Genomic DNA, 25,929 nt, shown 5'->3' with positions numbered 1-25,929 from the left:
GTGCAGTGTCGGAGATATTACGGTTGTTAATCGGGCTGCCGTGGGCATCAGCGGGAGCCATCCCGGGTCATCTGAAGCATTTTTACAGCAACGCAGCGATGCTAAAGCTGCCCTCGAGGCGTGAGCGTGAATATGCGAGGGAAGTGAGAGAAAAAAGGTCAAAATATCCCTTAAAAAACAATGCCGGTCACCTTAAGTGACCGGCATTAGACGCAATGCGTCCCTTTAAAATAACCGTAGTACGAAGGCTATCAGTCGCGGAAATTCTTAAACTGGAACGGCTGTCCCAGATCACCGTTGCGGATCAATGCCATTACGGCCTGCAAATCATCACGCGCTTTGCCGGTAACACGGACTTCGTCGCCCTGAACCTGTGCCTGCACTTTAATTTTACTGTCTTTGATCAGCTTGACGATTTTCTTCGCCAGGGCGGATTCAATGCCGGAATGCAGTTTGGCATCAACGCTGTAGGTTTTACCGCTGTGCTCCATCTGCTCAGGAATTTCCAGCGCCCCGCCTTCAATGCCACGTTTGGCTAACTTCTCACGCAGAATATCGACCAGCTGATTTACCTGAAAATCTGATTCGCTGGCCACTTTGATACTCTCGTTTTTTTCATTGAGATCGAAGCTGGCAGGAATGTTGCGGAAATCCCAGCGGGTTTGCAGTTCACGGCTGGCATTTTCCACGGCATTGCGCACTTCCTGCATGTCGATTTCGGAAACAATGTCAAAAGACGGCATAATCGCTTCTCCCTGTAGTTTTTGTGTTGCACGTTATATGGCGTGCATAATACCGCCTTCAACCCCCGATGCCAAACGACAGCAAAGTACCGGACATAAAATGCTCAGAGGGTCAAAAAGTGCAGGTGAAAATGTGATCTACAGCACAAATGTCTATACTAATAAGATAACCGGACAGCAGAATATTCTTTCAACAAACTATTTCATGGCCCTGTTTCGCCACAATTCCCGGGAGGCACAATGAAAATAACAGTATTGGGTTGCGGTGCGCTGGGACAACTTTGGCTTTCGGCCCTCTATCAGCAAGGCCACGACGTTCAGGGCTGGATCCGCATTGCGCAGCCATTTTGTGCCGTTAACGTTATTTCGCCGGAAGGCATTGCTTTTAATCGCAATATGCCTACTAACGACCCGGAACATCTGGCACAAAGCGAATTACTGCTGGTCACGTTGAAAGCGTGGCAGGTTTCCGGCGCAATAAGCACGCTGATGCCGATGCTTAATGATAATTGCGCGATATTACTGCTGCATAATGGCATGGGCACTGTTGATGAATTACCCCCTAACCGTCTGGCGATTTTGCAGGGCGCAACGACCCATGCGGCGCGTCATGAAGGCAACGCAATTGTCCATGTGGCTGCCGGAGCGACGCACATCGGTCCGGTGACTCCGCGCGGTGCGGCGCTGAGTTCACTGGCGGATACGCTGCATAATGCCTTACCGGACGTGGCTTGGCATGACAACATCAAGCCGTCGCTGTGGAATAAGCTGGCGGTGAACTGCGTGATTAATCCGCTGACAGCTTTGTATGATTGCACCAACGGCGACCTGCTGGCGTATGCCGATCAGATTGAGCAAATCAGTCAGGAGGTCGCGCAGGTGATGGCGATTGAAGGCGTCGAAATTCACAGAGAATCTTTGCTCAGCTTCGTCTATCAGGTGATTGAATCCACCTCCGCTAACCATTCGTCGATGCTGCAGGATATCCGCAATCAACGTCATACCGAAATCGATTACATTACCGGCTATGTCCTGCGCCGCGGGCGTAAGTTCGGCCTGACCCTGCCGGTTAATAACCGCTTATTTGAACAGATTAAGAGAAAGGAAAACGATTATGAGCGCGTCAGTTCTGGTCTGCCTGGCACCTGGTAGCGAAGAAATAGAAGCCGTTACCGCAATTGACTTGCTGGTACGGGCGGGCATTAACGTCACGACAGCCAGTGTCGCAGGCGATGGCAACCTGGAAATCCGCTGCTCGCGCGGCGTGCGTATTCTGGCCGATGTCGCACTGGTAGATGTTGCAGATGATGAGCATGACGTGATCGTTCTGCCCGGTGGCCTCGGTGGCGCAACCTGTTTCAGCGAAAGCCCGCTGCTGGTAGAGAAAGTGCGCCAGATGCATGTCAGCGGTAAAATTGTTGCGGCTATCTGCGCCGCACCTGCGCTGGTGCTGGAGTATCACGATTTATTCCCGGTCGGGAATATGACCGGTTTTCCGGGCTTAAAGGATAAGATTGACCCGAATAAATGGTCCGATCGTCGGGTGATTTTCGATCCGCGCGTTAATCTTCTGACCAGTCAGGGGCCGGGCACGTCAATGGAATTTGCCCTGAAAATTATCGATCTGTTGCTGGGCAAAGCCAAAGCAGCGGAAATTGCCGCGCAACTGGTTCTGGCTCCGGGGATTTATAACTACACCGATGAAGGTACCCGGGAGTCGTGATCCGATTACCGCCAGTAAAAAGGGGCTCAGCGATGCTGAACCCCTTTTTTACATCCGGAATATCGTTTACGGACGATAGACTTTCACGTTGTTAAAGCCCTGTTCTTTCAGATACAGCGCCTGTAAACGACTCATCACGCCACGGTCGCAATACAACAGATAGGTTTTGTTCTGATCCAGATCGCCAAACTGAGTGGCCAGTTTGTAGAACGCCAGCGGCTTCACTTCAACGTTTTCCAGTGCCAGCGGCTGGGCTTCCACTTCATCCGGTGCCCGGACATCCAGAACGACGTCTGTTGACACGAACTCAGCCACAGTTTCCACTTCCGGTACCACTTCCGCCGCCTGTGTAGCAATTTCGCGAATATCGACATTGCGCGCTTCGCTGACTACTTTATCCAGCACCTCAAAATCGAACATCGCTTCTTCGGCTTCGACTTTTGCTTTCACCGCTTTCACCGTCGGGCTTTTCGAAATCACACCGCAGTATTCCGGCATGGTTTTCGCAAAATCTTCCGTACCGATTTCACGGGCAATCTTGATGATGTGCTCTTTATCGTGAGAAATCAGCGGACGCAAAATAAGCGTGTCAGAAACATTGTCGATTAAACGCAAATTGGTCAGCGTCTGGCTGGAAACCTGCCCCAGCGCTTCACCGGTGACCAGTGCCTGCACGCCATAGCGCTCAGCAATGGAAGACGCCGCACGCACCATCATACGTTTCAGGACAACGCCCATCTGGCCGTCTTCAACTTTTTCGAGGATTTCACCGACGACCGGTTCGAAATCAACCGCGATAAAACGCACCCGGTGCGAGCTGCCGAAACGGTTCCACAAATAATGCGCCACCTGTTTCACACCGATTTCATGCGCTGCGCCGCCGAGATTAAAGAAGCAATAATGCACACGACAGCCGCGACGCATCAGCATATAACTGGATACACCGGAGTCGAAACCACCAGAAATCAGTGACAGCACATCTTCCTGCGTGCCAATCGGGTAACCGCCCTGACCCTCGAGGCGGCTTTTCACCAGCACCAGCTTATCGTCGTTAATTTCCAGTTTCACCGTGACCTGCGGATCTTTCAGGCTGACCTTCGCTGATTCAATGTGCTGATTCAGGCCACCGCCGACATAGCGTTCAACCTCGGTAGACGTAAAATCATGTTTACCACGACGTTTAACACGCACACAGAAAGTTTTGCCTGCCACTTCATCACGGTAAGCTTCCAGCGCTTGCTCGAAGATGTTGTGGACATCGGTGTAAGGACGGTCTTCAACTTCTTCAACATAACGGATACCTGGAATGCGGCAGAGCAATTCCTGAATCAGGTCGTGTTTGCTTTCGTCTTTGCTGCGAACTTCGATATGATCCCAGTGGCGGACCACCGCCAGCGTCTCATCATGCGGTCGCACGATATTGCGAATGCTGCTCGAGAGGATCTTAATGAAGCGCAAACGCACAGATTGGCTCTTGATGGTGATTTCAGGGAACAATTTAATGATAAACTTCATGGCAGTCTTTTGTTAGCAGGTGAAAAAACGGGGTAGTAAGTCGCTGAATAAGGATCTAGGATCCTATTATTGCTAAGCCAAATGTTCATTTTGTGTCACATTGGGCTTAGCAATAATATCTGCGGCGCAGAGTATATCACTTAAAATGGGTACTCTGTGCACAAAACCCTGCAGCAGATGTCATGCTGGACAGGAATGTCTCTTGAGGCTGAGCGCTGACTCTGCCGCCTCAGTACTTCGATCATCCATTCTGATCAACGATATTAAAAGAGAATTATGCCAAAAAAATCTGCACCACCTGCCAATTTTGAAACGGCTCTGGCCGAACTGGAACAGATCGTTTCCCGCCTCGAATCAGGCGAGTTGCCTTTAGAAGACGCACTCAACGAATTTGAGCAAGGCGTCCAGCTGGCGCGTCAGGGGCAGCAAAAGCTGCAACAGGCAGAACAGCGCGTTCAAATCCTGCTCGACAGCGACAACGACGCTCCGCTGACCCCGTTCACCCCGGAAGCCGAGTAACTGTCATGTCTGAAGCGATCTCCCTTTCCAGCGCTGACGGATTTACGCATGAACTGCGCGCAATGCAACAGCGAGTCGATGAGGTATTAACAGCCTATATCAGCGCACTGCCGCTGGCCGACTTACCGCTGGTTGAAGCCATGCGTTACGGTGCGTTGCTGGGCGGTAAACGTCTGCGTCCGTATCTGGTTTACGCCAGCGGCCAGTTGTTCAGTCTGGATCTGAAAAATCTCGATGCGCCTGCGGCTGCCGTGGAATGCATCCATGCATATTCGCTGATACACGATGATTTACCGGCCATGGACGACGACGATTTGCGCCGTGGTCAGCCGACCTGCCACATTAAATTTGGCGAAGCCAATGCGATTCTGGCGGGCGATGCTCTGCAAACACTGGCATTCTCGATTCTGGCTGACAGTGAAATGCCGGATGTTGCGGTAAAAGATCGTCTGGCGATGATTTCCGAACTGGCCCTCGCCAGCGGATCCAGCGGGATGTGTGGCGGTCAGGCCCTGGATTTAGCCGCTGAAGGTCAGCAGGTTGGCCTCGACGCACTGGAACAAATTCATCGCCATAAAACCGGTGCGCTGATCCGCGCCGCCGTACGCATGGGCGCGCTGGCTGCCGGTGAAACCGGACGTGCTGTTTTACCGATACTGGATAACTACGCGCAGGCTATTGGTTTAGCATTTCAGGTTCAGGACGATATCCTGGACGTGGTTGGCGATACCGCTACGCTCGGCAAACGCCAGGGCGCTGACCAGCAACTCGGAAAAAGTACCTATCCTGCCCTGTTGGGGCTGGACGGCGCAAAGGCTAAGGCCATGGACCTGTATCAGGAAGCCGTTTCCGCACTGGATCAGTTGGCGGCACTTTCTTACAACACAGCGCCACTTCTCGCGTTAGCCAGCTTTATCATTGAACGCGATAATTAAACTTACTATGAGCAACTGATGAGCCTTGAATTAGCCAAATACCCGACACTGGCGCTGGCGGAGAATCCTGAAGATCTCCGTTCACTTCCTAAAGAGAGCTTGCCTAAGCTCTGCGATGAGCTGCGCCAATATTTATTGGCCAGCGTCAGTCAGTCCAGCGGACACTTTGCGTCCGGTCTGGGGACGGTTGAACTGACCGTGGCGATGCATTATGTCTATAACACGCCGTTCGACCACGTTGTCTGGGATGTCGGCCATCAGGCCTATCCGCACAAAATTCTGACCGGTCGTCGTGATCGTATTTCCACCATTCGTCAGAAAGGCGGTCTGCACCCGTTCCCCTGGCGTGGTGAAAGCGAATACGACACCTTATCCGTTGGTCACTCATCGACCTCCATCAGCGCAGGCCTCGGCATGGCGGTGGCTGCTGAACGTGAAGGTAAAGGTCGTCGTACCGTTTGTGTAATTGGCGATGGCGCGATCACCGCAGGTATGGCGTTTGAAGCGATGAACCACGCAGGCGACATCAAACCTGACATGCTGGTTATCCTCAACGACAATGAGATGTCGATTTCCGAAAACGTCGGCGCGCTGAATAATCATCTGGCACAGTTGCTCTCCGGCAAGCTGTATTCGCGTCTGCGTGAAGGCGGCAAGAAAGTCCTGTCTGGCCTGCCACCGATTAAAGAACTGGTGCGCCGTACCGAAGAACATCTGAAAGGCATGATGGTGCCGGGCACGCTGTTTGAAGAGCTGGGCTTTAACTATATCGGGCCGGTCGATGGTCACGACGTGGTGGCGCTGGCGCAAACGCTGAAAAACATGCGTGACCTGAAAGGCCCGCAGCTACTGCATATCATGACGAAAAAAGGCAAAGGCTACGCCCCAGCCGAAAAAGATCCGATCAGCTTCCATGCCGTGCCTAAATTCGATCCGGCTTCCGGCACGTTGCCGAAAAGCAAAGAAGGTCTGCCAACCTATTCGAAGATTTTCGGCGACTGGTTGTGCGAAACCGCGGCCAAAGACAGCAAGCTGATGGCTGTCACGCCAGCGATGCGTGAAGGGTCCGGTATGGTGCGTTTCTCGCGTGAATACCCGCAGCAGTATTTCGACGTGGCCATTGCCGAACAGCATGCGGTCACCTTTGCGGCAGGCCTTGCGATTGGCGGATACAAGCCGATTGTGGCGATCTACTCGACGTTTCTGCAACGCGCCTATGATCAGGTGATCCACGATGTGGCGATCCAGAATCTTCCGGTACTGTTTGCTATCGACCGCGGTGGTATCGTCGGAGCGGATGGTCAGACACATCAGGGCGCGTTCGATCTCTCCTTCCTGCGCTGCATCCCAAACATGACCATCATGACGCCGAGCGACGAAAACGAATGTCGTCAGATGCTGCACACCGGTTATCACCATAACAGCGGGCCGGTTGCCGTGCGTTATCCACGTGGTAATGGTACCGGCGCCACCAGTGAACCGCTGGCTTCACTGCCAATCGGTAAAGGCGTCGTGCGTCGTGAAGGCGAGAAAGTTGCGATTCTTAACTTCGGTACATTGTTGCCTGAAGCGCTGGCCGCAGCGGAAAAACGCAACGCGACCGTCGTGGATATGCGCTTTGTGAAACCACTCGATGAAGCACTGATTCAGGAACTGGCGTCAAGCCATGAAGTGCTGGTCACACTGGAAGAAAACGCCATCATGGGGGGGGCGGGCAGTGGCGTGAATGAACTGCTGATGTCCAGACGTATTCTGGTGCCGGTGCTGAATATCGGTCTGGCGGACAGTTTTGTGCCACAAGGCACGCAGGACGAAATTCGTCACGATTTAGGACTGGATGCCGAAGGCATTGACCGTCAGATAACCGACTGGCTGGCCTGATTCCCCTCCCCTCTTTCTACCTGAAAGAGGGGATTTTCCTCTCCATTTTCCCCTTCAGTCACACGAGCTCCCCCTGCTTTAAGCTACAGTTATAGCGTGCTAATCATTTTCAATGATTTTCTGTTATCACTTCATGATTACCAGGAGATGTCATGCAATACACCACATTAGGAAAAACCGGACTAAAAGTATCGAAACTGTGTCTCGGTTGTATGACTTTTGGCGAACCAGATCGCGGCACTCATGCGTGGACGTTACCGGAAGAGAGCAGTCGCCCGATCATCCAGCAGGCCCTGGATGCCGGCATTAACTTCTTTGACACCGCCAACAGCTATTCCGACGGTAGCAGCGAGGAAATCGTTGGCCGCGCCCTGAAGGATTTCGCCAGACGCGATGAGATTGTCGTGGCGACCAAAGTGTACAACGCCGTCACCGGCTTAAAACCGGGGCTTTCACGGGCTTCGATTATGCAATCCATCGATGACAGCCTGCGCCGTCTCGGCATGGAGTATGTCGACCTGCTGCAAATCCATCGCTGGGATTACGAAACACCCATTGAAGAAACACTTGAAGCGCTGAATGACGTCGTCAAAGCCGGTAAGGCGCGATTTATCGGCGCGTCATCGATGCATGCGCATCAATTCAAACACGCGCTGGATGTCTCTGCGCAAAACGACTGGGCAAGTTTTGTGTCGATGCAGGATCAGTACAATCTGATCCAGCGTGAAGAAGAAAACGAGATGTACCCGCTGTGTCTGGAAAAGAACATTGCAGTATTGCCGTGGAGTCCGCTGGCGCGCGGCAAACTGACCCGTCCGTGGGGAGAAACCACTGCACGTTCGGTTTCCGATAATTTTGCTAAAACGCTGTATGACGCCACCGATGAAGCTGATGGTAAAATTGCTGAACGTGTCGGGAAAATAGCGGAAGATCATGGCGTGCCACGCGCACAGATCGCACTGGCGTGGATCCTGAGTAAACACGTCGTGACTGCGCCAATTATCGGTGCTTCGCGCCCCGCTCATCTGGAAGATGCCATTGCCGCGCTGGAGGTGAAACTTTCGATTGAAGAGATCGCCGAGCTGGAAATGGCTTATGTGCCGCATCAGGCGACCGGCTTTCAGTAATATAAACGCGTAAAAAAAGCGTTGTCAGGGAAAACCCGGCAACGCTTTTTTATTACTATCTGAAACGGATCAAAACAGGCCCAGCGGCCAGTGATGTCCGACCAGATAGATAATGGCCGCGCCAAGCACACCGGCGACCACATCATCGATCATGATACCCATTCCGCCCTGCACGTTGCGGTCAAACCAGCGGATCGGCCACGGCTTCCAGATATCCAGCACGCGGAAAACGATAAAGCCAATCAATACCCAGCGCCAGTCGTTGACCGGGATCGCCATCAGGGTGATCCACATGCCAACAAATTCATCCCATACAATACTGCCGTGGTCATGAACCCGCATGTCGCGTGCGGTCTGTCGGCAAAGATAAACCCCGATACAAATACTGAACATGACGATCATGGAATACACCTGCCACGGCAGGTAGGTCATGACAATCCAGAACGGGATCGCAGCGATGGAGCCCGCAGTGCCCGGACCAACAGGGAATAAACCGCTGCCAAAACCGGTCGCCAGTAAATGCCACGGATTACGCAAATCAAGACGCTTTTTAGCCGCAGCCATGTCCTGAACCGGATCACCGGTTTTTCCCTTGTACCCCGCCGGGCGTTTTTTACGGCCAATATTCACAACAATTCCTCTCCGGCAAAGTGGTCAAAACCTTGCCATTCAAGTTCTACCGGTACGCCAGAACGCATAAACTTAATACCTTCTGAAAGCGGCGCAATCTGGCCAACACAGGTAAAGTTGACACCCAGATGGCTCAGTGCCACATCCAGCGCACCGCGGTTAATTTCCGGCACAGTGAAGCAAAGTTCATAATCTTCGCCTCCGGTCAGCGCCCATTTCAGCGCCTGCTCAGGATCGGCAACTTTATTCAATGCAACCGATAATGGGATCGCATCAAGATCGAGCCGCGCGCCACATTCACTGGCAGTCAGTATATGTTTAAGATCCGACATCAACCCGTCAGAAAGATCGATAGCAGATGTTGCTAAATCGCGCAGCGCCTGCCCTTGCAGAACGCGTGGCGAAGGCCGCAGATGGCGTTTGAGCAGAAATTCGCGGTTATCGGTATCAGTCACATTCAGCTGTTCCAGCAGAATAGCGAGCCCCGCAGCACTGTCACCGAGGGTACCGGTGACGAAGATCCAGTCACCAATGCCTGCACCGGAACGGGTTAATGCACGCCCCACAGGCACCAGCCCCTGAATGGTTAACGTCATGCTCAGCGGGCCACGCGTGGTGTCGCCGCCAATCAACTGCATACCGTAATAATTGAGTTGTTCAAACAGACTGTCGCTGAATGCCTGCAACCAGTCGGTGTTCACTTCCGGCAGCGTCAGGGCCAGCGAAACCCAGGCAGGATCGGCGCCCATCGCGGCCAGATCGCTCAGGTTAACCGCCAGCGCTTTATAGCCCAGGTCGGAAGGTGAAATAGTTTTTAGAAAATGGATACCTTCGACCAGCGTATCGGTACTGACTGCTAATAGCTGCTTCTCGCCAACCGTCAGTAAGGCACAATCATCACCAATGCCTAAATGCACATCCTGCCGGGCAGTTCTGAACCGGTTAAAGTAGCGAGTGATGACATCAAATTCGCCGCATGCCATAGTACATTTCCAAATCGTTAGAATGACTTAAGGCCGGAAATCCGGCCTTAAGAAGGGTGTCACACAAAGGATAAACGCAGTGACATCACCAGATTATCAACAGAGCCAGAAATCAACCGAAAATGACTGTCGCCATTTGTGAACGAGGCTGACCCTTTTTGACGATCACTTTTTACGAATATGTGGGCCTGCTTTATCCAGCACACCATTGACGAACTTATGACTGTCTTCAGCCCCAAAAGTTTTGGCCAGTTCGATAGCTTCGTTGATCGCCACTTTATAAGGAACGTCCTGGCGTTTGCTCAGCTCAAACAGAGCCAGACGCAAAATAGCTCTTTCCACCTGGCCCAGTTCATCCAACTGGCGGGACAGGTATGGCGCCATCAGTGCATCGAGTTTCTCAGCACTGTTTGCTACACCAGCCAGCAGTTCGCGGAAATAGGCAATGTCTACGTCTTTGACATCCTGCTCGGTCAGGAATTCTAATTCAACATCGGCGATGTCATTTTTCGACAACTGCCAGGAGTAAAGCGCCTGAACGGCACATTCACGGGCGCGGCGACGAGCAGCAGGTTTCACGGATTTCCCCTTAACTAGATTCAGGCCTTAATAGCCTTGATAACATTAATCATTTCAAGCGCGGTCAGTGCAGCTTCTGCACCCTTGTTACCGGCTTTTGTCCCTGCGCGTTCGATGGCTTGTTCAATGCTTTCTGTCGTCAGCACACCGAAGGCCACCGGGATTTCGCTGTTCATGGCAACGCTGGACAGGCCAGAGCTGCATTCGCCCGCTACAAATTCAAAGTGGGCAGTGCCCCCGCGGATCACGGTGCCAAGTGCAACAACCGCATCATACTTACCGCTTTCAGCCAGTGCGCGGGTTGCCAGAGGCAATTCGTATGCGCCCGGGACCCAGACTACGGTGATGTTGTCATCGCTGACCTGACCAATACGTTTCAACGCATCAACAGCGCCAGAAAGCAGGCTGTCGTTGATAAAATTGTTAAAACGAGCAATCGCGATCGCTACGCGCGCGTTAGGCGTGGCTACAACACCTTCGATAACGTTCATAGTTTTCCTTAAAGTGGGTTCAGGAGTTTCTCAACCCCAGCCGCAGGGGGGCGGATTCTATCATAAAATTACCCTGTCTGGACATGCGCTTTTAAAGTCATTCCGCAGGGAGGAGTAAAATTCTCAATACACCGGTTTCAGGCGCAAACGTAAGTCAGAGCCGACCTGACGGATATCATTGAAAACAAATTCAGGGGCATCCGCCAAATGCTGCAATCCTGGCAGTTCACACAGTGCGCGGCCATTATCGCCCAATAACTTAGGCGCCATATAAACGATTAATTCATCAACCAGACCGGCTTGTAATAAGGCACCGGCCAGTTGTGCACCGGCTTCCACCCAGATGGAATTTATCTGCCGTTTCGCCAGTTGCATCATCAGCAGAACCAGATCAATACGGTTGTCGCGCCCGGCCACACGCCATTGCTCGACGGATCCCGGCCAGACTTGCGTGTCAGCTTCCAGCCGCGCCAGCCAGACTTCACCGGGTAAATTCACCACCTGATGCTGTGGCGTCACGCGATTCTGACTGTCGAGAATAACCCGCAGCGGTTGACGCAGATTTTCCTCGGGATAAATCGCCTGCACCTCACTGCCCAGTTCGCTCCAGCGTACATTCAGCGAGGGATTGTCCGCGAGAACAGTGGCACTGGTGCTCAGAATCGCCGAGCTTTCAGCGCGAAAACGCTGAACATCAGCACGGGCGGCAGCCGAGGTGATCCACTGGCTTTCGCCCGAGGCCATCGCAGTTCTGCCATCTAAAGACGCGCCCATTTTGAGCTGAATATACGGGAAACCAGTCCGCATTCGTTTCAGGAACCCCAGATTCACGGCTTCAGCCTGCGGATGCATCAGCCCGTGACTGACATCCACGCCGTTTTGTTTGAGGCGGTATAAACCACGCCCCGCGACTTCCGGGTTAGGATCCTGCATCGCGGCGACAACACGGGCAACACCTGCTGCCAGTAATGCATCGGCACACGGCGGCGTGCGACCATGATGACTGCACGGCTCCAGCGTCACGTAGGCTGTCGCCCCTTTCGCTTTCTCACCTGCCATGCGTAATGCGTGGACTTCAGCATGTGGTTCGCCGGCACGCAAATGATAGCCCTCACCGACGATTTCGCCATTTAAGACAATGACACAACCGACGTTGGGATTAGGTGTCGTGGTGAAACGCCCGCGACGCGCCAGCTCGAAAGCCCGCGCCATGTAGTGTTCATCGGTAGGGTTTTCGGCAACTTGTTGGTCAGGCGACATCAGCTTTCCTTAATCCTGAAGACGGGCGATTTCTTCACCAAATTCACGAATATCTTCGAAACTGCGATACACCGATGCAAAGCGGATATAGGCGACTTTATCCAGCCCTTTCAGGGCGTCCATTACCAGATTGCCGATCATTTTGGCTGGAATTTCACGTTCACCGGTCGCACGCAACTGCGACTTAATGTGGCTGATGGCCGTTTCGACGTCATCGGAACTGACCGGGCGTTTTTCCAGTGCTTTCAGAAAGCCACTGCGAAGTTTGTCTTCGTTGAACGGTTCACGAACTTCATTGCTTTTAATGACGCGAGGCATCACCAGTTCCGCCACTTCAAACGTGGTGAAACGTTCATGGCACACCAGACACTGACGGCGACGGCGAACCTGCGATCCATCGCCAACCAGACGGGAATCGATGACTTTAGTATCAACAGCGGCACAAAATGGGCAATGCATAGCACTTCCTGATCGCGAACTCAATTGGACATTAGTTTAACCCGAAGTTTGCCGACAACAAAGGCTGTCGCTACTTTCATCCACATCGGGTTAAACTTAACTATCAATATTGGTGCCCGGACGGAATGTTTCAACGGGCAGATGAAAGGAAGTCTCTGATATGACAAAACACCCACGCCTTTTGCTGATCTGCGCCGCATTGTTCAGCCTGACGGGTTGCGCGACGCAAAATTCACAAATCCCGGAGCTGAAAACGGAAGTCGGTCAGCTCAATCAAAAACTGCAACGCCTGACGGATCTGGCCATCGCGCTGGAGCAGCAAACCACGCTCAACCGCCAGTCAAATAATGGTGTCTATTTGTTACCTGCAGCCAAAAGTGCCGCCTTGCTGAAAAGTAATATTGGTGAATTAAGTGTTCAGTTGATCCGCGTCGCCCCGGATGCCAGCGGCGTACAGGCCGTGCTGGAAATCAAAAACAATGCGGGCCAGCCATTGCCGCCGTTTACGGCTTCCCTGAGCTGGGGGCAGCTCGACCCGGTCACGGGCAAACCGCTGACTGTTGATATGCAAACCCAGACCATTAGCGTCGAGCCAGATCTCTTGCCAGGCCCGGTGAAAACGGTCGATGTGAAGTTTAATCAGGTCACTGTCGAAACTCTGGGATTTGTTCACCTGCATAATATTGTGGCGACACCACAGGCACAGCCCGTCGTTACCAGATAAAGACAACGAGTTGCAGATGAAAAAAAACCCCGCATTGCGGGGTTTTTGTTTTCTTTTCCGAACGGGACAACCATCGGCAACTTACGGAAGAATGGAAGGCTGATCAGCGCCCTCTTTTTCCACTTTCTGCTGCAGCATGTGTTCACGCTTCATGCCCAGTTTCAGAGCCAGCGCGGACGCCACGTAGATGGACGAAACCGTACCAATCGACACACCAATCAGCATGGTCAGTGAGAAGCCTTCCAGCAACGCACCGCCAAAGATATAGAGCATCAGTACCACCATCAGCGTGGTCGCTGAAGTCATAATGGTACGGCTTAACGTCTGGGTCAGGGACACGTTCATGATTTCGTAAGAGTTCCCGCGACGAATTTTGCGGAAGTTTTCACGAATACGGTCCGATACCACGATGGAGTCATTCAGCGAGTAGCCGATAACTGACATCAGGGACGCGATGATGGTCAGATCAATTTCGATCCTGAACAGTGACAATACGCCCATGGTGATGATCACGTCGTGCGCCAGTGCGATTACCGCCCCCAGCGCCAGTCGCCATTCAAAACGGAAACCGACGTAAATCAGGATACAGATCAACGCCATCAGCAGGGCCATGCCACCAGCCTGCGCCAGATCACTCCCCACGCTCGGGCCGACAAACTCGACACGTTTCACGGTCGCGTCTTTATCGATATCCGCGTTCACCAGGCTAAGGACTTTATTTCCCAGTTCCTGACCGGCATTACCCGATACAGGTGGAAGACGAACCATCACATCACGGCTGCTACCGAAGTTCTGAACCACAGGATCCTTGAATCCTGCTTTTTCCAGATCGGCACGCATTACGTCCAGGTTAGCGGGCTGGCTAAGGCTGATTTCAATGACGGTACCGCCGGTGAAATCCAGACCCCAGTTGAACCCGCGAACACCCATAATCGCAACGGATGCGATAAACAACAGGCCTGAAATACAGAAGGCCACGTTGTCCCAGCGCATAAAGTCGATGACTTTACGGCCGTAGTTCAGTTGTTCAACAGTATATGGTTGTTGCTGTGCCACAACGCACTCCTCAGATAGACAGCTTTTTAATGCGTTTGCCGCCGTAAACCAGGTTCACGATGGCACGGGTCCCCACGATCGACGTAAACATCGAGGTTGCCACACCGATAGCGGTGGTGATAGCAAAGCCTTTAATCGAACCGGTACCCACTGCATAAAGAATAATTGCCGTGATCAGGGTCGTAATGTTGGCATCAACGATACTTGAGAACGCGCCTTTATAGCCTTCATGAATCGCCTGCTGAACGGAACGTCCGTTCTTCAGCTCTTCTTTGATACGTTCGTTTATCAGTACGTTGGCGTCGACGGCCACCGCCAGCGTCAGGACGATACCGGCAATACCCGGCATGGTCAGCGTCGCACCAGGCAGCAGAGACATGATCCCGACAATCAGGATCAGGTTAGCAACCAGCGCTGTCGTAGCGATAATGCCGAACTTACGGTACCAAACCACCATGAACAGAATGGATGCCACCAGACCCCACAAGCACGCTTCCAGACCCTGAGTGATGTTTTGCATCCCTAAGGTCGGGCCGATAGTACGCTCTTCAACTATCTGAATTGGCGCGATCAACGCACCGGCACGCAACAGAAGGGACAACTGGCGGGCTTCATTCGGATCGTTCACCCCGGTGATACGGAAGCTGTTACCCAGGCGTGACTGAATGGTCGCCACGTTGATAACTTCTTCCTGCTTCGCCAGAATCGCACGGCCATTGGCATCTTTCTTACCGCTGTCTTTGTACTCCACGAACAAGGTTGCCATCGGTTTACCAATGTTATCCTTAGTGAAGTTAGACATGGCGTTACCACCAGCGCTGTCGAGAGAGATGTTAACCTGCGGCTGATTGTACTCATCCATGCTGGATGTGGAATCAGTGATGTGGTCACCGGTCAGGATCACGCGTTTGTACAGAACAACCGGACGGCCATCACGCATGTTTTTGACTTCGCTGTCGCCCGGCACACGACCGGTTGAAGCTGCAGAAGCATCTACATTGGTGTTAACCAGACGGAATTCCAGTGTCGCGGTCGCGCCCAAAATTTCTTTAGCGCGCGCAGTATCCTGAATACCCGGTAACTCAACCACGATACGGTCAGCACCCTGGCGCTGTACCAGAGGCTCGGCCACACCCAGTTGGTTTACACGGTTACGCAGGATGGTGATGTTTTGCTGAACGGCATACTCGCGGGCTTCACTCAGGCGAGCATCAGTCATCACTACACGGATAGCATTGTCGCCACTGTTAGTGATCACTAAATCGCGGTGACGTGGGCTCAGGTAGCTGACCGCAGAATCACGGGTAGCAGCATCGCGGAAACGCACTTCAACGCCATAGTTGTCGAGCTTACGCACCGTGGCATAAGGAATATTCTTGTCGCGCAGGTCGCTGCGCATATTGTCCATCGTCTGCTCTTGCAGCTTACTCAGCGCGGTATCCATATCCACTTCCATCAGGAAGTGAACACCCCCACGCAAGTCGAGGCCCAGCTTCATCGGCTCAGCGCCCAGCATGCTCAACCAGCGCGGCGTTGCCGGCGCGAGGTTCAGTGCAATAACAAACTTGTCGCCCAACGCTTCAGTCAGCGCTTCACGTGCACGAAGCTGTACATCCGTGTCATTAAAACGGGCAAGAATAGCGCCATTCTCCAGAGCAACTGATTTGATCTGGATTTTGCTTTGATCTAATACGTTACGGACTTGGTCCAGCGTTGCTTCACTGGCGTCGGAACCCCGAGCACCAGTGATTTGAACAGCCGGATCCTCACCATAAAGGTTGGGAAGTGCATAAAGCAGCCCGACGATGACCACAACGATCAACATCAGATACTTCCACGCAGGATAACGGTTTAACACGGCAGTTCCCTTCGGGAAAATCGAAAATTAGATAGACTTCATCGTGCCTTTTGGCAGAACTGCTGCCACGAAGTCACGTTTGATCATCACTTCGTTAGTGTCGTTCAGTGCGATAACCACATAACCGGTTTCGGCTACTTTGGTTACGCGACCAATCAGGCCACCCGTGGTCATGACTTCGTCACCTTTACCGATAGAGTCCATCAGTTTTTTGTGTTCTTTAGAACGTTTCTGCTGCGGGCGCAGGATCATGAAATAGAAAATCAGACCAAAAACCACCAGCATGATAACCAGAGAGTAAGGACTTCCCTGTGACGGTGCGCCGGTCGCTGCGACTGCATCGGAAATGAAAAGACTCATTTAAATTCCCTCATTGTTGTTGTGAAGCAAATTGATGTAAAACAAACCGAGAATCCGACCCGGAGTCTGCGATGAAACGTCTCGCACAATACCCCATAATGCCGGTCCAAGAAATTATAAAATCGGCACCCTCTTTCGAAGATGCCGACACGAGAAAGAAATCAGAAGTTTAAAGGCGGAACAGGCTTGCCTTTACGCTCGTAGAAGTCTGTCACAAACGCTTCTAATTTACCCTCTTCGATAGCCTGGCGTAAACCGGCCATCAGACGCTGGTAATAGCGCAGATTATGGATCGTGTTTAGCCGCGCACCGAGAATTTCGTTGCAACGGTCAAGATGATGCAAGTAGGCACGGCTATAATTGCGACATGTGTAACAATCACAATGTTCATCCAGCGTCGACGTATCATCTTTATGCTTGGCATTACGGATTTTTACGATGCCGTCAGTGACAAACAGGTGACCGTTACGCGCGTTACGCGTTGGCATCACGCAGTCAAACATATCGATACCGCGACGCACGCCTTCAACCAGATCTTCCGGTTTACCGACACCCATCAGATAGCGAGGTTTGTCTTCCGGAATTTGCGGACAAACGTGCTCCAGAATACGGTGCATGTCTTCCTTCGGCTCGCCCACTGCCAGGCCGCCCACAGCGTAACCATCAAAGCCGATATCTACCAGCCCTTTTAATGATACATCTCGTAAATCTTCGTAAACGCTGCCCTGAATAATCCCGAACAAAGCATTCTTATTATTCAACTCGTTGAAGCGATCGCGACTGCGTTTTGCCCAACGCAAAGACATCTCCATCGAGCGTTTTGCATAATCCCAGTCAGCAGGATATGGCGTACATTCATCGAAGATCATTACGATGTCGGAACCCAGATCGTTTTGGATTTCCATGGATTTTTCCGGACTAAGGAACACCGGGTCACCGTTGATCGGGTTACGGAAATGCACACCCTCTTCTTTGATTTTACGCATCGCGCCCAGGCTGAACACCTGGAAGCCACCTGAATCGGTGAGGATCGGGCCATGCCAGTTCATAAAATCATGCAGATCGCCATGCAGTTTCATGATTTCCTGCCCCGGACGCAGCCACAGGTGGAAAGTGTTGCCCAGCAAAATCTGTGCACCGGTGTCTTTGACTTCTTCCGGGGTCATGCCTTTTACGGTGCCGTAAGTGCCCACTGGCATAAATGCCGGGGTTTCGACCACGCCACGTTCAAAGATCAGACGCCCGCGACGTGCGCGGCCATCGGTCGTGCTTAATTCGTACTTCACATTGCCTCCAGCATCAGAGAAACAGTCTGATGAGGTTAAATCCGTGGCATGACGCCCGGAAGAGAAAGCCCGGATGCACCGGGTGCGACCAGGCCGGTAATTATTAACTCAAGGTTACTGGCCGACCACTTCCTGCGGCGCCAGCGGGTTACGGTTGATGAACATCGCATCACCATAACTGAAGAAACGGTACTGCTCAGCCACCGCCTGATGGTAAGCATTCATGGTATTTTTATACCCGGCAAACGCCGACACCAGCATGATCAGCGTCGATTCCGGCAGATGGAAATTCGTGATCAGGGAATCAATTACCTGATAGTGATAGCCCGGATAAATGAAAATCTTGGTATCGCCGAAGAACGGCGCAATCAGTGCATCTTCACTGGCCTTCGCCGCACTTTCCAGCGAACGCACGGAAGTTGTTCCCACGGCCACCACGTTATTGCCACGCGCTTTGCAGGCCAGCACCGCATCCACAACGTCCTGAGGCACTTCGGCATACTCAGCATGCATGATGTGGTCTTCAATGGTGTCCACACGAACCGGCTGGAAGGTGCCTGCCCCCACATGCAGCGTCACAAAAGCGAACTCCACGCCTTTGGCTTTCAGCGCATCCATCAGCGGCTCATCGAAATGCAAGCCAGCGGTGGGCGCAGCTACCGCACCCGGACGTTCGCTGTAGACGGTCTGATACAGTTCACGGTCGGCATCTTCATCAGGACGGTCAATATACGGCGGCAGCGGCATATGGCCGATTTCGTTGAGCAGAGTAAAGACATCACGATCTTCATTAAATTCCAGCTCAAACAACGTATCGTGGCGCGCCACCATCGTTGCTTTAATATCTTCTTTATCACCGAGCAGCAGTTCTGCGCCCGGTTTTGGCGATTTGGACGCACGCACATGGGCCAGAACGCGGTGTGAATCCAGCACGCGCTCAACCAGCACTTCAATTTTACCGCCGCTGACCTTGCGGCCAAACACACGAGCCGGGATCACGCGGGTATTGTTAAATACCAGCAAATCGCCGGGATGAATTTTATCGAGAATATCAGTGAATACGCCGTGCGTTAACTCACCGCTTGGCCCGTCCAGAGACAACAAACGACAGCCGCTGCGCTGGGTCTGCGGATAGCGGGCAATCAGGGATTCAGGGAGTTCAAAAGAAAAATCGGCAACACGCATGGTTTTTCACTTCACTTAACGACAAAAACAGGCGGCTTAGTCTAGTGGGACGGGGCATCCCCTGCAAGCTTCTGCGCGAATAAAGGCATCCGCTGCCCTGTCGGAGATCAACTTTCCTGCGTTATACTTCGCGAATGAATTTTTTAGCCCACCTCCATCTGGCCTCACTGGCCAAAAGTTCACTGACCGGAAATCTGCTGGCAGACTTCGTTCGCGGCAATCCTGACGGTCAGTTCTCTGATGAGATCGTCAGCGGCATCCGCATGCACCGCCGCGTGGATGTCATGACCGATTCACTGCCGGAAGTGAAAATTGCCCGCAGTTATTTCCGTGAAGATTTTCGCCGCGTCGCACCGATAACGCTCGATGTCGTCTGGGATCACTTCCTTTCCCGTCACTGGGCCAGCATTCATCCGCAGCAATCACTGGAAGATTTTCTTGACGGCTGTCAGCAGGAAATTGAACCTCAGTTACCTGAAATGCCGGAACGTTTCCAAAATCTGAACGCTTATCTCTGGCCTGAACGCTGGATGGAACGTTACGCGGTGCTGCCTTTTATTGGCGACGTATTGCGCGGTATGGCTAACCGGCGGCCAAAACTTGCCGCCCTGACCGGCTCTTTCCATGATATCGAACTCAATTACGACGCCCTCGAGCAACTGTTCTGGCAGTTTTATCCGGTGATGATGCAACAGGCGAGAGACCGGCAAATCTGACAAATACCCTTCATTTTGTGGATTACCCCGCAATTCTCTGCAAGACAAGAAGTAGTTGTTAAAAAGTTTGAGACTTACTTCAAAGACTGATAGCCGGATGCTATCTGATTGATTGGTGCGATGGGGTTTATTCACCCGAAGGTTGCCCCTATACTGGCAGTCGTTTTGTTCACCCTTTCCTTCTCACCTACGACGCCCGGAAGGGTTTCATAAGGAGTAATAATATGGTTCTGGTAACTCGTCCAGCCCCTGACTTCACCGCAGCAGCAGTACTGGGCAGCGGCGAAGTAGTTGAAAACTTCAACTTCAAAAAACACACTGCAGGCAAACCTACTGTTATCTTCTTCTGGCCAATGGACTTCACTTTCGTCTGTCCTTCTGAACTGATCGCTTTCGATCACCGTTACGAAGAATTCCAGAATCGTGGCGTAGAAGTGGTAGGCGTCTCCTTCGATTCCGAGTTCGTTCACAACGCATGGCGTAACACCCCTGTAGAGAAAGGCGGCATCGGTCCTGTTAAGTACGCGATGGTTGCTGACATCAAACGCGAAATCCAGAAAGCCTACGGTATCGAACATCCGGACGCTGGCGTTGCACTGCGCGGCTCTTTCCTGATCGACAAAGAAGGCGTTGTTCGTCACCAGGTCGTTAACGATCTGCCACTGGGTCGTAACATCGACGAAATGCTGCGTATGGTTGACGCGCTGCAATTCCACGAAGAGCACGGCGAAGTGTGCCCGGCTCAGTGGGAAAAAGGCAAAAAAGGCATGGGCGCATCCCCGGATGGCGTGGCTAAGTATTTGTCTGAAAACGCATCAAACCTGTAATCCTTCAGCGGATTTCACGGTCAATAACGGTCAGCCTCGCTGGCCGTTTTTTTTTGCCTGCTATCCGGCACGATCACATTTTCCCGCCTTCCCTTCCCGCTCCCGGTCATTTACGTCTACGCTGAAAAATAGTCTGACCGTCTCATTATGGCGTGCCGTTTGCATAAAGAGTGTCAGACTGAAAAAACAAAAAAGCGTTATCACACAATAACCTGAAGGTTATGACTCAAAAGACAGGGTAATAGACAGGAGCCCCTATGTTACGGAAATCACTCATCGCGCTGGCCATGCTGACCAGCCTGCCGTTGTACGCCGCATCGAATCCCGCGGTGGAAGCCAAAAATGGCATGGTCGTCACCTCGCAATATCTGGCGTCTCAGGTCGGCGTCGATATTCTGAAAATGGGCGGCAACGCCATCGATGCTGCCGTGGCTGTCGGCTACGCGCAGGCCGTCGTCAACCCATGCTGTGGCAATATCGGTGGCGGAGGCTTCATGACGGTGCATCTTGCCGACGGTAAAGACACCTTCATCAACTTCCGCGAAATCGCCCCGGCCGCCGCCAGTGCCAATATGTATCTGGATGCCGACGGCAACGTGAAGAAAGGGGCCAGTCTGTATGGCTATCTCGCCGCAGGCGTGCCAGGTACGGTATTGGGCATGGATACCGTGCAGAAAGAATACGGCAAACTGACGCGCCAGCAGGTAATGGCGCCGGCGATTAAACTCGCCCGTCAGGGATTTGTACTGACCCGTGCTGATACCGATATTCTTGATACCACCGTCAAACGCTTCAAAGAAGATCCCGAAGCCGCGCGCATTTTCCTGCGCAAAGACGGCAGCCCGCTGCAACCCGGCGACAAACTGGTACAAACCGATTTAGCCAACACGCTGGAGTCCATATCGAAACATGGCCCGGATGCGTTCTACAAAGGCAAAATCCCGGCAGCGGTCGAAGCGGCCTCTAAAAAAGGTGGCGGCATCCTGACCGCAGCGGATTTCGCGAATTATAAAGTCACCGAAGACGCCCCGATCGCCTGCAGCTATCGCGGTTATAAATTTGTCTCAGCGCCACCGCCAAGCTCCGGCGGTGTCACGATGTGTGAAATCCTTAACATCGTTGAAGGCTATGACCTGAAGAGCATGGGCTTCAATTCAGCGGCATCGATTCACATCCTCACCGAAGCCATGCGCCATGCGTATATGGACCGCAATACCTATCTCGGCGATCCGGAATTCGTGAAAAACCCGATCGACCGGCTGGTCAGTAAAAGCTATGCCGAAGAAATCCGTAAGAAAATAGAAGCGGACAAAGCCACGCCGTCCACTGCCGTTCAGCCGGGTATGGAACCGCACGAGAAACCGGAAACCACGCATTATTCCATCGTCGATAAAATGGGTAACGCGGTGTCCACCACCTACACAGTGAATGGCCGCTTTGGTTCTGTCGTGATTGCACCGGGCACCGGCTTCTTCCTGAATGACGAAATGGATGACTTCACCACCAAAGTCGGCGAGAAAAACCTGTACGGTCTGGTACAGGGAACCAAAAATGCCATCGCCCCCGGTAAGCGCCCACTATCCTCTATGAGCCCGAGTCTGGTGACCAAAGACGGTAAAATTTTCATGGTTCTGGGATCGCCTGGCGGTTCGCGCATCATCACCATTACCCTGCAGGCGGCGCTGAATGTCATCGATTATGGCATGGCACCACAGGAAGCCGTGGATGCGCCACGTATTCATCATCAGTGGTTGCCGGATGAAGTGTATTACGAGCAGCGCGGCGTTTCTCAGGACAGCCTGAATATCCTGCAGAAGATGGGTTACAGAATGGTGGAACAGACGCCATGGGGTGCGACAGAGCTGATTATGGTGGGGTTACCGGGTGCGGCCGGTGTGACATCAGCAAACTCAGGTAATGACTCGGCGGTGTCAGGCAAGGTTCGCGAAGGTTATCTGTATGGCGCGAATGATGTGCGACGTCCCGCAGGAGCCGCCATCGGTTATTAACTGGCATCCTTCAAGCTATCTCTGCATTGGCTGCCTTCATTCACCCCGATCACTTACCTGTAGTAAAAAGCCCCCGATATCATCTGATATCGGGGGCGTTAAAATTTACCGAAAGGTAAGTGCTTGCTTACGCTTTATTGCTCAGCGCCAGTGCTTCTTTCTTACGGTCGTTGCGGCGTTTAAAGGCATAACCGACCAGTAGCGCCACCACCCAAACCATCCCCACATACAACGAAATACGGGTATCCGGGAAGTAACCAATCAGGCCGATGATGAACACCAGGAAAATAATACCGAACACCGAGGTATAAACGCCGCCACGCAGCGGAAACTCCAGCTCTTTCACCTGTTGTTTGCTCAGTTTGCGACGGAAACCAATCTGCGAGAACAGGATCATAATCCACACCCAGACCGTTGCGAAGGTCGCCAGAGACGCAATCACCAGAAACACAGCCGATGGCATGACGTAGTTCAGATAAACCGCCACCAGCAGTGCCGCCATCATCACCAGAACGGTGACCCACGGCGTGCCCAGACGCGACACCTTGCTGAACATTTTCGGTGCCTGCCCCTGCTCTGCCATTCCGTGCAGCATACGGCCCACGCCGAACACATCACTGTTAATGGCAGAAAGCGACGCGGTAATCACCACAAAATTCAGGATCGTCGCCGCAGCAGTAATGCCCATGTGCTGGAAAGTCAGCACGAACGGACTGCCCTGCGTCCCCACCTGATTCCATGGGAAAATAGACATGATCACAAACAGCGTACCCACATAAAATACCAGAATACGCAGCGGTACTGAGTTGATGGCTTTCGGAATAGATTTCTTTGGGTCTTCCGCTTCACCGGCCGTGATCCCGATGATCTCGATGCCGCCGTAAGCAAACATCACCAGTTGTAAGGACAAAATCGTCCCCATGATGCCCTGACTGAAGAAGCCACCATGACTCCACAGATTGTGGATACCGGTCGCCTGCCCGCCATTGCCGATACCCCAGAAGATAATCCCAAAGCCTGCCACGATCATGATGATGATGGTCAGCACTTTAAAGAAGGAGAACCAGAACTCCAGCTCGCCGAAGACTTTCACGCTGACCAGATTGATCGCGCCGATGATCAATACCACGCTGAGCACCCAGGTCCATTGCGGCACATCCGGGAACCAGACGCCCATATAAATGCCGAACGCGGTTACATCAGCGATGGCGACGATCAGGATTTCGAAACAGTACGTCCAGCCGGTGATGTAACCCGCCATCGGCCCGAGATAATCTTGCGCATAACGCGAAAATGAACCGCTCTGCGGGTTGTTAACCGACATCTCACCGAGAGCACGCATGATGATAAACGCGATAATCCCACCGACCAGATACGCCAGCAATACGCTCGGTCCGGCCATTTTAATCGCATCTGCCGAGCCATAAAACAGACCAGTTCCGATGGCTGAGCCCAGTGCCATAAAGCGGATATGGCGCGTTGTCAGGCCACGTTTTAACTTCGTGCCCGGCGCTTCGTTCTGCGCTATTGGTTGTTCAGCTTCTTGCTGCATGTGCATTAACCCGTGTTGTTTTTTTAAATATCAAAAATCGTATTCTAAAAAATGACTTTTAGCCTGCCAATGAAAAAGCCACGGAAGGGGTTTCCGTGGCCTGATTGGCGAAACATTCGTCAGACGATCATGCTTTTATGTCTTCGAACATTCACCCGATGATCATTGGTGCGCGGTAACGCTGCGCGGGCCGCTGATTTTGTCATAAATCCCGACCAGTACCAGCATTAATAATGACGGGGGTAACCAGGCAAGACCTTGTGCAGCCAGGGGCAGGTTTGCGGTCCAGGCTGGCATCAGGTCAACAAAAGCAGACGCCTTGATACCATCAACAATGCCGAACACCAGGCTTACCAGCATGACCGGCGCCACGATACGCGTGGTGCTGTTCCACCAGCGCAGGGTGAAACTCAGCACAACCAGCGCGATACATGGCGGATAAATCGCCGTCAGTACCGGTACTGAAATCGCAATCAGATGGCTCAGGCCCAGGTTGGACACCAGCATGGAGAACAGACCCAGAATGAAGACCAGTGTTTTGTAAGACAGTGGCAGATACTGAGCAAAGAATTCCGCACAGGCACAGGTCAGGCCAACCGCCGTCACCATGCAGGCGATGAAAATCAGCGCACCGAGGAAGAAGCTGCCCACACCGCCGAAGGTATGTGCCACATAGGCATGCAGAATAATCGCACCATTGGTCGCATCAGGCACCAGTGAAGCGCTGTTTTCGCCGAGCTTGAACAGGCTCAGGTAAACCAGCATCAGACCCAGACCGGCAATCAGCCCTGCCAGCACGGTATAACGGGTCAGCAGTTTGGCATCAGATACACCACGGGAACGCGCGGCATTAACGATAACAATACCGAACACCAGCGCGCCCAGCGTATCCATGGTCAGATAGCCGTTAACGAAACCGCTGGAGAACGGCACTGTCTGGTAAGCATCCACCGCTGGCATCGGAGAACCGGCTGGCCAAAGTACGGCAGCAATACCCAGTGCAGCCAGCGCCACCATTTTCAGCGGCGCGAGGAAATGGCCGACAGTATCAAGCAAACGTCCCGGATACAGGGAAATGCCGATGACCAGGGAGAAATAGATCACGCTATAAATCAGCAGAGGCAGCGGGCCGTCACCGGTCATCGGTGCGATACCCACCTCAAAAGAAACGGTTGCCGTGCGTGGCGTGGCAAACAGCGGGCCAACAGCCAGATAACACACAGTGGCCAGAAGAATACCGGCACCACGACCAATTGGCGTACTCAGGGCATCCACACCGCCGCCAACGCGTGCGAGTGCAATTACCGTCATCACCGGAAGTCCGACTGCGGTGATCATAAAGCCGGCAGCAGCCCACCAGACGTCATGACCTGCCTGCAAACCAACCATTGGCGGGAAAATAATATTCCCCGCCCCGACGAATAAGGCGAAGGTCATGAAACCCAGCGCCAGAATATCTTTATTTGTTAAACGAGTACTCATGATGGGTGTCGTGTTGCCTGTTCAAATGA

Annotated in this window: 25 protein-coding genes and 1 pseudogene; 11 read left to right on the top strand and 15 right to left on the bottom strand. The window is 52.7% G+C overall.

The annotated features are described in order from the left end of the window. Positions 1-200, top strand: a pseudogene (locus AC1DUO_RS15760) (IS4 family transposase); the annotation flags it as partial. 51 nt (positions 201-251) lie between these two features. Here AC1DUO_RS15760 and AC1DUO_RS15755 read toward each other — a convergent pair. Then, positions 252-743, bottom strand: coding sequence for a YajQ family cyclic di-GMP-binding protein (locus tag AC1DUO_RS15755; RefSeq protein ID WP_013576652.1), 492 nt, complete (start codon positions 741-743; stop codon positions 252-254). Positions 744-983: 240 nt separating this feature from the next. Between AC1DUO_RS15755 and panE the strand changes: the two genes are divergently transcribed. Continuing rightward, positions 984-1,895, top strand: coding sequence for a 2-dehydropantoate 2-reductase (panE, locus tag AC1DUO_RS15750; protein WP_037036811.1), 912 nt, complete (start codon positions 984-986; stop codon positions 1,893-1,895). After that, a complete protein-coding gene (gene yajL / locus AC1DUO_RS15745) occupies positions 1,858-2,466 on the top strand; it encodes a protein deglycase YajL (protein WP_119261889.1) in 609 nt (202 codons plus the stop codon). Before panE ends, yajL begins: the two co-directional genes overlap by 38 nt. Before the next feature lie 66 nt (positions 2,467-2,532). Here the strand turns inward: yajL and thiI are convergent, their stop codons facing one another. Continuing rightward, a complete protein-coding gene (thiI, locus tag AC1DUO_RS15740) occupies positions 2,533-3,981 on the bottom strand; it encodes a tRNA uracil 4-sulfurtransferase ThiI (protein ID WP_119261890.1) in 1,449 nt (482 codons plus the stop codon). A 276-nt stretch (positions 3,982-4,257) separates the two neighbouring features. Between thiI and xseB the strand changes: the two genes are divergently transcribed. The 4 genes from xseB (at position 4,258) to AC1DUO_RS15720 (ending at position 8,443) form a co-directional block, all read left to right on the top strand. Then, entirely contained in the window at positions 4,258-4,500 is a 243-nt protein-coding gene (gene xseB / locus AC1DUO_RS15735) for an exodeoxyribonuclease VII small subunit (RefSeq protein ID WP_013576657.1), read from the top strand. 5 nt (positions 4,501-4,505) lie between these two features. Continuing rightward, positions 4,506-5,435 (top strand): (2E,6E)-farnesyl diphosphate synthase, encoded by a 930-nt coding sequence (ispA, locus tag AC1DUO_RS15730; protein ID WP_112151723.1) that lies wholly within the window; start codon positions 4,506-4,508, stop codon positions 5,433-5,435. A gap of 18 nt (positions 5,436-5,453) precedes the next feature. Further along, a complete protein-coding gene (gene dxs / locus AC1DUO_RS15725; RefSeq protein ID WP_013576659.1) occupies positions 5,454-7,316 on the top strand; it encodes a 1-deoxy-D-xylulose-5-phosphate synthase in 1,863 nt (620 codons plus the stop codon). Positions 7,317-7,468: 152 nt separating this feature from the next. Continuing rightward, a complete protein-coding gene (locus tag AC1DUO_RS15720) occupies positions 7,469-8,443 on the top strand; it encodes an aldo/keto reductase (protein ID WP_119261891.1) in 975 nt (324 codons plus the stop codon). Positions 8,444-8,512: 69 nt separating this feature from the next. Here AC1DUO_RS15720 and pgpA read toward each other — a convergent pair whose 3' ends face one another. The 6 genes from pgpA to nrdR all read right to left on the bottom strand — a co-directional run bounded on the left by pgpA (position 8,513) and on the right by nrdR (position 12,845). Further along, a complete protein-coding gene (gene pgpA, locus AC1DUO_RS15715) occupies positions 8,513-9,007 on the bottom strand; it encodes a phosphatidylglycerophosphatase A (RefSeq protein WP_015690311.1) in 495 nt (164 codons plus the stop codon). 62 nt (positions 9,008-9,069) lie between these two features. Then, positions 9,070-10,056: a thiamine-phosphate kinase gene (gene thiL / locus AC1DUO_RS15710; protein ID WP_013576662.1), complete on the bottom strand. Its 987-nt coding sequence runs from the start codon at positions 10,054-10,056 to the stop codon at positions 9,070-9,072. Between the two features lie 165 nt (positions 10,057-10,221). Next, complete coding sequence (gene nusB, locus AC1DUO_RS15705) at positions 10,222-10,635, bottom strand: transcription antitermination factor NusB (protein WP_013576663.1); 414 nt, start codon at positions 10,633-10,635, stop codon at positions 10,222-10,224. Positions 10,636-10,655: 20 nt separating this feature from the next. Further along, positions 10,656-11,126, bottom strand: coding sequence for a 6,7-dimethyl-8-ribityllumazine synthase (gene ribH, locus AC1DUO_RS15700; RefSeq protein WP_013576664.1), 471 nt, complete (start codon positions 11,124-11,126; stop codon positions 10,656-10,658). 123 nt (positions 11,127-11,249) lie between these two features. Then, complete coding sequence (gene ribD / locus AC1DUO_RS15695; RefSeq protein ID WP_119261892.1) at positions 11,250-12,386, bottom strand: bifunctional diaminohydroxyphosphoribosylaminopyrimidine deaminase/5-amino-6-(5-phosphoribosylamino)uracil reductase RibD; 1,137 nt, start codon at positions 12,384-12,386, stop codon at positions 11,250-11,252. 9 nt (positions 12,387-12,395) lie between these two features. Further along, entirely contained in the window at positions 12,396-12,845 is a 450-nt protein-coding gene (nrdR, locus tag AC1DUO_RS15690) for a transcriptional regulator NrdR (RefSeq protein ID WP_013576666.1), read from the bottom strand. A 160-nt stretch (positions 12,846-13,005) separates the two neighbouring features. On the opposite strand from nrdR, the gene AC1DUO_RS15685 reads away from it, so the two are divergent. After that, positions 13,006-13,569 carry a DUF3251 domain-containing protein gene (locus AC1DUO_RS15685; protein ID WP_119261893.1) on the top strand — a complete coding sequence of 188 codons (564 nt, stop codon included), beginning with the start codon at positions 13,006-13,008 and terminating at the stop codon, positions 13,567-13,569. 81 nt (positions 13,570-13,650) lie between these two features. Here AC1DUO_RS15685 and secF read toward each other — a convergent pair whose 3' ends face one another. The 5 genes from secF to queA all read right to left on the bottom strand — a co-directional run bounded on the left by secF (position 13,651) and on the right by queA (position 19,314). Continuing rightward, on the bottom strand, positions 13,651-14,562 hold the full coding sequence (secF, locus tag AC1DUO_RS15680) for a protein translocase subunit SecF (RefSeq protein WP_049804364.1): 912 nt from the start codon (positions 14,560-14,562) through the stop codon (positions 13,651-13,653). A 73-nt stretch (positions 14,563-14,635) separates the two neighbouring features. Next, positions 14,636-16,483, bottom strand: coding sequence for a protein translocase subunit SecD (gene secD / locus AC1DUO_RS15675; RefSeq protein WP_015690312.1), 1,848 nt, complete (start codon positions 16,481-16,483; stop codon positions 14,636-14,638). A gap of 27 nt (positions 16,484-16,510) precedes the next feature. Then, positions 16,511-16,843, bottom strand: coding sequence for a preprotein translocase subunit YajC (gene yajC / locus AC1DUO_RS15670; RefSeq protein WP_013576670.1), 333 nt, complete (start codon positions 16,841-16,843; stop codon positions 16,511-16,513). Between the two features lie 161 nt (positions 16,844-17,004). Continuing rightward, complete coding sequence (tgt, locus tag AC1DUO_RS15665) at positions 17,005-18,129, bottom strand: tRNA guanosine(34) transglycosylase Tgt (RefSeq protein WP_013576671.1); 1,125 nt, start codon at positions 18,127-18,129, stop codon at positions 17,005-17,007. Positions 18,130-18,243: 114 nt separating this feature from the next. Next, on the bottom strand, positions 18,244-19,314 hold the full coding sequence (gene queA, locus AC1DUO_RS15660; protein ID WP_112198140.1) for a tRNA preQ1(34) S-adenosylmethionine ribosyltransferase-isomerase QueA: 1,071 nt from the start codon (positions 19,312-19,314) through the stop codon (positions 18,244-18,246). Positions 19,315-19,448: 134 nt separating this feature from the next. Between queA and AC1DUO_RS15655 the strand changes: the two genes are divergently transcribed. The 3 genes from AC1DUO_RS15655 (at position 19,449) to ggt (ending at position 22,866) form a co-directional block, all read left to right on the top strand. Further along, positions 19,449-20,030, top strand: a complete 582-nt coding sequence (locus AC1DUO_RS15655) for an ACP phosphodiesterase (protein WP_013576673.1) — start codon at positions 19,449-19,451, stop codon at positions 20,028-20,030. 224 nt (positions 20,031-20,254) lie between these two features. Continuing rightward, positions 20,255-20,857 carry a peroxiredoxin C gene (locus tag AC1DUO_RS15650; protein WP_013576674.1) on the top strand — a complete coding sequence of 201 codons (603 nt, stop codon included), beginning with the start codon at positions 20,255-20,257 and terminating at the stop codon, positions 20,855-20,857. A 257-nt stretch (positions 20,858-21,114) separates the two neighbouring features. Next, the gene (ggt, locus tag AC1DUO_RS15645; RefSeq protein ID WP_119261894.1) at positions 21,115-22,866 is read left to right on the top strand and encodes a gamma-glutamyltransferase; all 1,752 of its coding nucleotides are present in this window, start codon (positions 21,115-21,117) and stop codon (positions 22,864-22,866) included. A 127-nt stretch (positions 22,867-22,993) separates the two neighbouring features. On the opposite strand, the gene proY is transcribed toward ggt, so the two are convergent. Together proY and brnQ are read right to left on the bottom strand one after the other, a co-directional pair. Continuing rightward, positions 22,994-24,418, bottom strand: coding sequence for a proline-specific permease ProY (gene proY / locus AC1DUO_RS15640; RefSeq protein ID WP_015690313.1), 1,425 nt, complete (start codon positions 24,416-24,418; stop codon positions 22,994-22,996). A 162-nt stretch (positions 24,419-24,580) separates the two neighbouring features. After that, on the bottom strand, positions 24,581-25,900 hold the full coding sequence (gene brnQ / locus AC1DUO_RS15635; RefSeq protein ID WP_013576677.1) for a branched-chain amino acid transport system II carrier protein: 1,320 nt from the start codon (positions 25,898-25,900) through the stop codon (positions 24,581-24,583). Between the last annotated feature and the right edge of the window lie 29 nt (positions 25,901-25,929).

The sequence above is a fragment of the Rahnella sp. P4_A8 genome (assembly GCF_056402435.1).
The sequence above is the reverse complement of the archived record's forward strand: the minus strand, read 5'-3'. Positions and strand labels throughout refer to the sequence as shown.

Coding starts and splice junctions, on each gene's coding strand:
- AC1DUO_RS15755 (WP_013576652.1), bottom strand. CDS start 743: ATGCCGTCTTTTGACATTGTTTCCGAAATCGACATGCAGGAAGTGCGC.
- panE (WP_037036811.1), top strand. CDS start 984: ATGAAAATAACAGTATTGGGTTGCGGTGCGCTGGGACAACTTTGGCTT.
- yajL (WP_119261889.1), top strand. CDS start 1,858: ATGAGCGCGTCAGTTCTGGTCTGCCTGGCACCTGGTAGCGAAGAAATA.
- thiI (WP_119261890.1), bottom strand. CDS start 3,981: ATGAAGTTTATCATTAAATTGTTCCCTGAAATCACCATCAAGAGCCAA.
- xseB (WP_013576657.1), top strand. CDS start 4,258: ATGCCAAAAAAATCTGCACCACCTGCCAATTTTGAAACGGCTCTGGCC.
- ispA (WP_112151723.1), top strand. CDS start 4,506: ATGTCTGAAGCGATCTCCCTTTCCAGCGCTGACGGATTTACGCATGAA.
- dxs (WP_013576659.1), top strand. CDS start 5,454: ATGAGCCTTGAATTAGCCAAATACCCGACACTGGCGCTGGCGGAGAAT.
- AC1DUO_RS15720 (WP_119261891.1), top strand. CDS start 7,469: ATGCAATACACCACATTAGGAAAAACCGGACTAAAAGTATCGAAACTG.
- pgpA (WP_015690311.1), bottom strand. CDS start 9,007: ATGGCTGCGGCTAAAAAGCGTCTTGATTTGCGTAATCCGTGGCATTTA.
- thiL (WP_013576662.1), bottom strand. CDS start 10,056: ATGGCATGCGGCGAATTTGATGTCATCACTCGCTACTTTAACCGGTTC.
- ribH (WP_013576664.1), bottom strand. CDS start 11,126: ATGAACGTTATCGAAGGTGTTGTAGCCACGCCTAACGCGCGCGTAGCG.
- ribD (WP_119261892.1), bottom strand. CDS start 12,386: ATGTCGCCTGACCAACAAGTTGCCGAAAACCCTACCGATGAACACTAC.
- nrdR (WP_013576666.1), bottom strand. CDS start 12,845: ATGCATTGCCCATTTTGTGCCGCTGTTGATACTAAAGTCATCGATTCC.
- AC1DUO_RS15685 (WP_119261893.1), top strand. CDS start 13,006: ATGACAAAACACCCACGCCTTTTGCTGATCTGCGCCGCATTGTTCAGC.
- secF (WP_049804364.1), bottom strand. CDS start 14,562: ATGCGCTGGGACAACGTGGCCTTCTGTATTTCAGGCCTGTTGTTTATC.
- yajC (WP_013576670.1), bottom strand. CDS start 16,843: ATGAGTCTTTTCATTTCCGATGCAGTCGCAGCGACCGGCGCACCGTCA.
- queA (WP_112198140.1), bottom strand. CDS start 19,314: ATGCGTGTTGCCGATTTTTCTTTTGAACTCCCTGAATCCCTGATTGCC.
- AC1DUO_RS15655 (WP_013576673.1), top strand. CDS start 19,449: ATGAATTTTTTAGCCCACCTCCATCTGGCCTCACTGGCCAAAAGTTCA.
- AC1DUO_RS15650 (WP_013576674.1), top strand. CDS start 20,255: ATGGTTCTGGTAACTCGTCCAGCCCCTGACTTCACCGCAGCAGCAGTA.
- ggt (WP_119261894.1), top strand. CDS start 21,115: ATGTTACGGAAATCACTCATCGCGCTGGCCATGCTGACCAGCCTGCCG.
- proY (WP_015690313.1), bottom strand. CDS start 24,418: ATGCAGCAAGAAGCTGAACAACCAATAGCGCAGAACGAAGCGCCGGGC.
- brnQ (WP_013576677.1), bottom strand. CDS start 25,900: ATGAGTACTCGTTTAACAAATAAAGATATTCTGGCGCTGGGTTTCATG.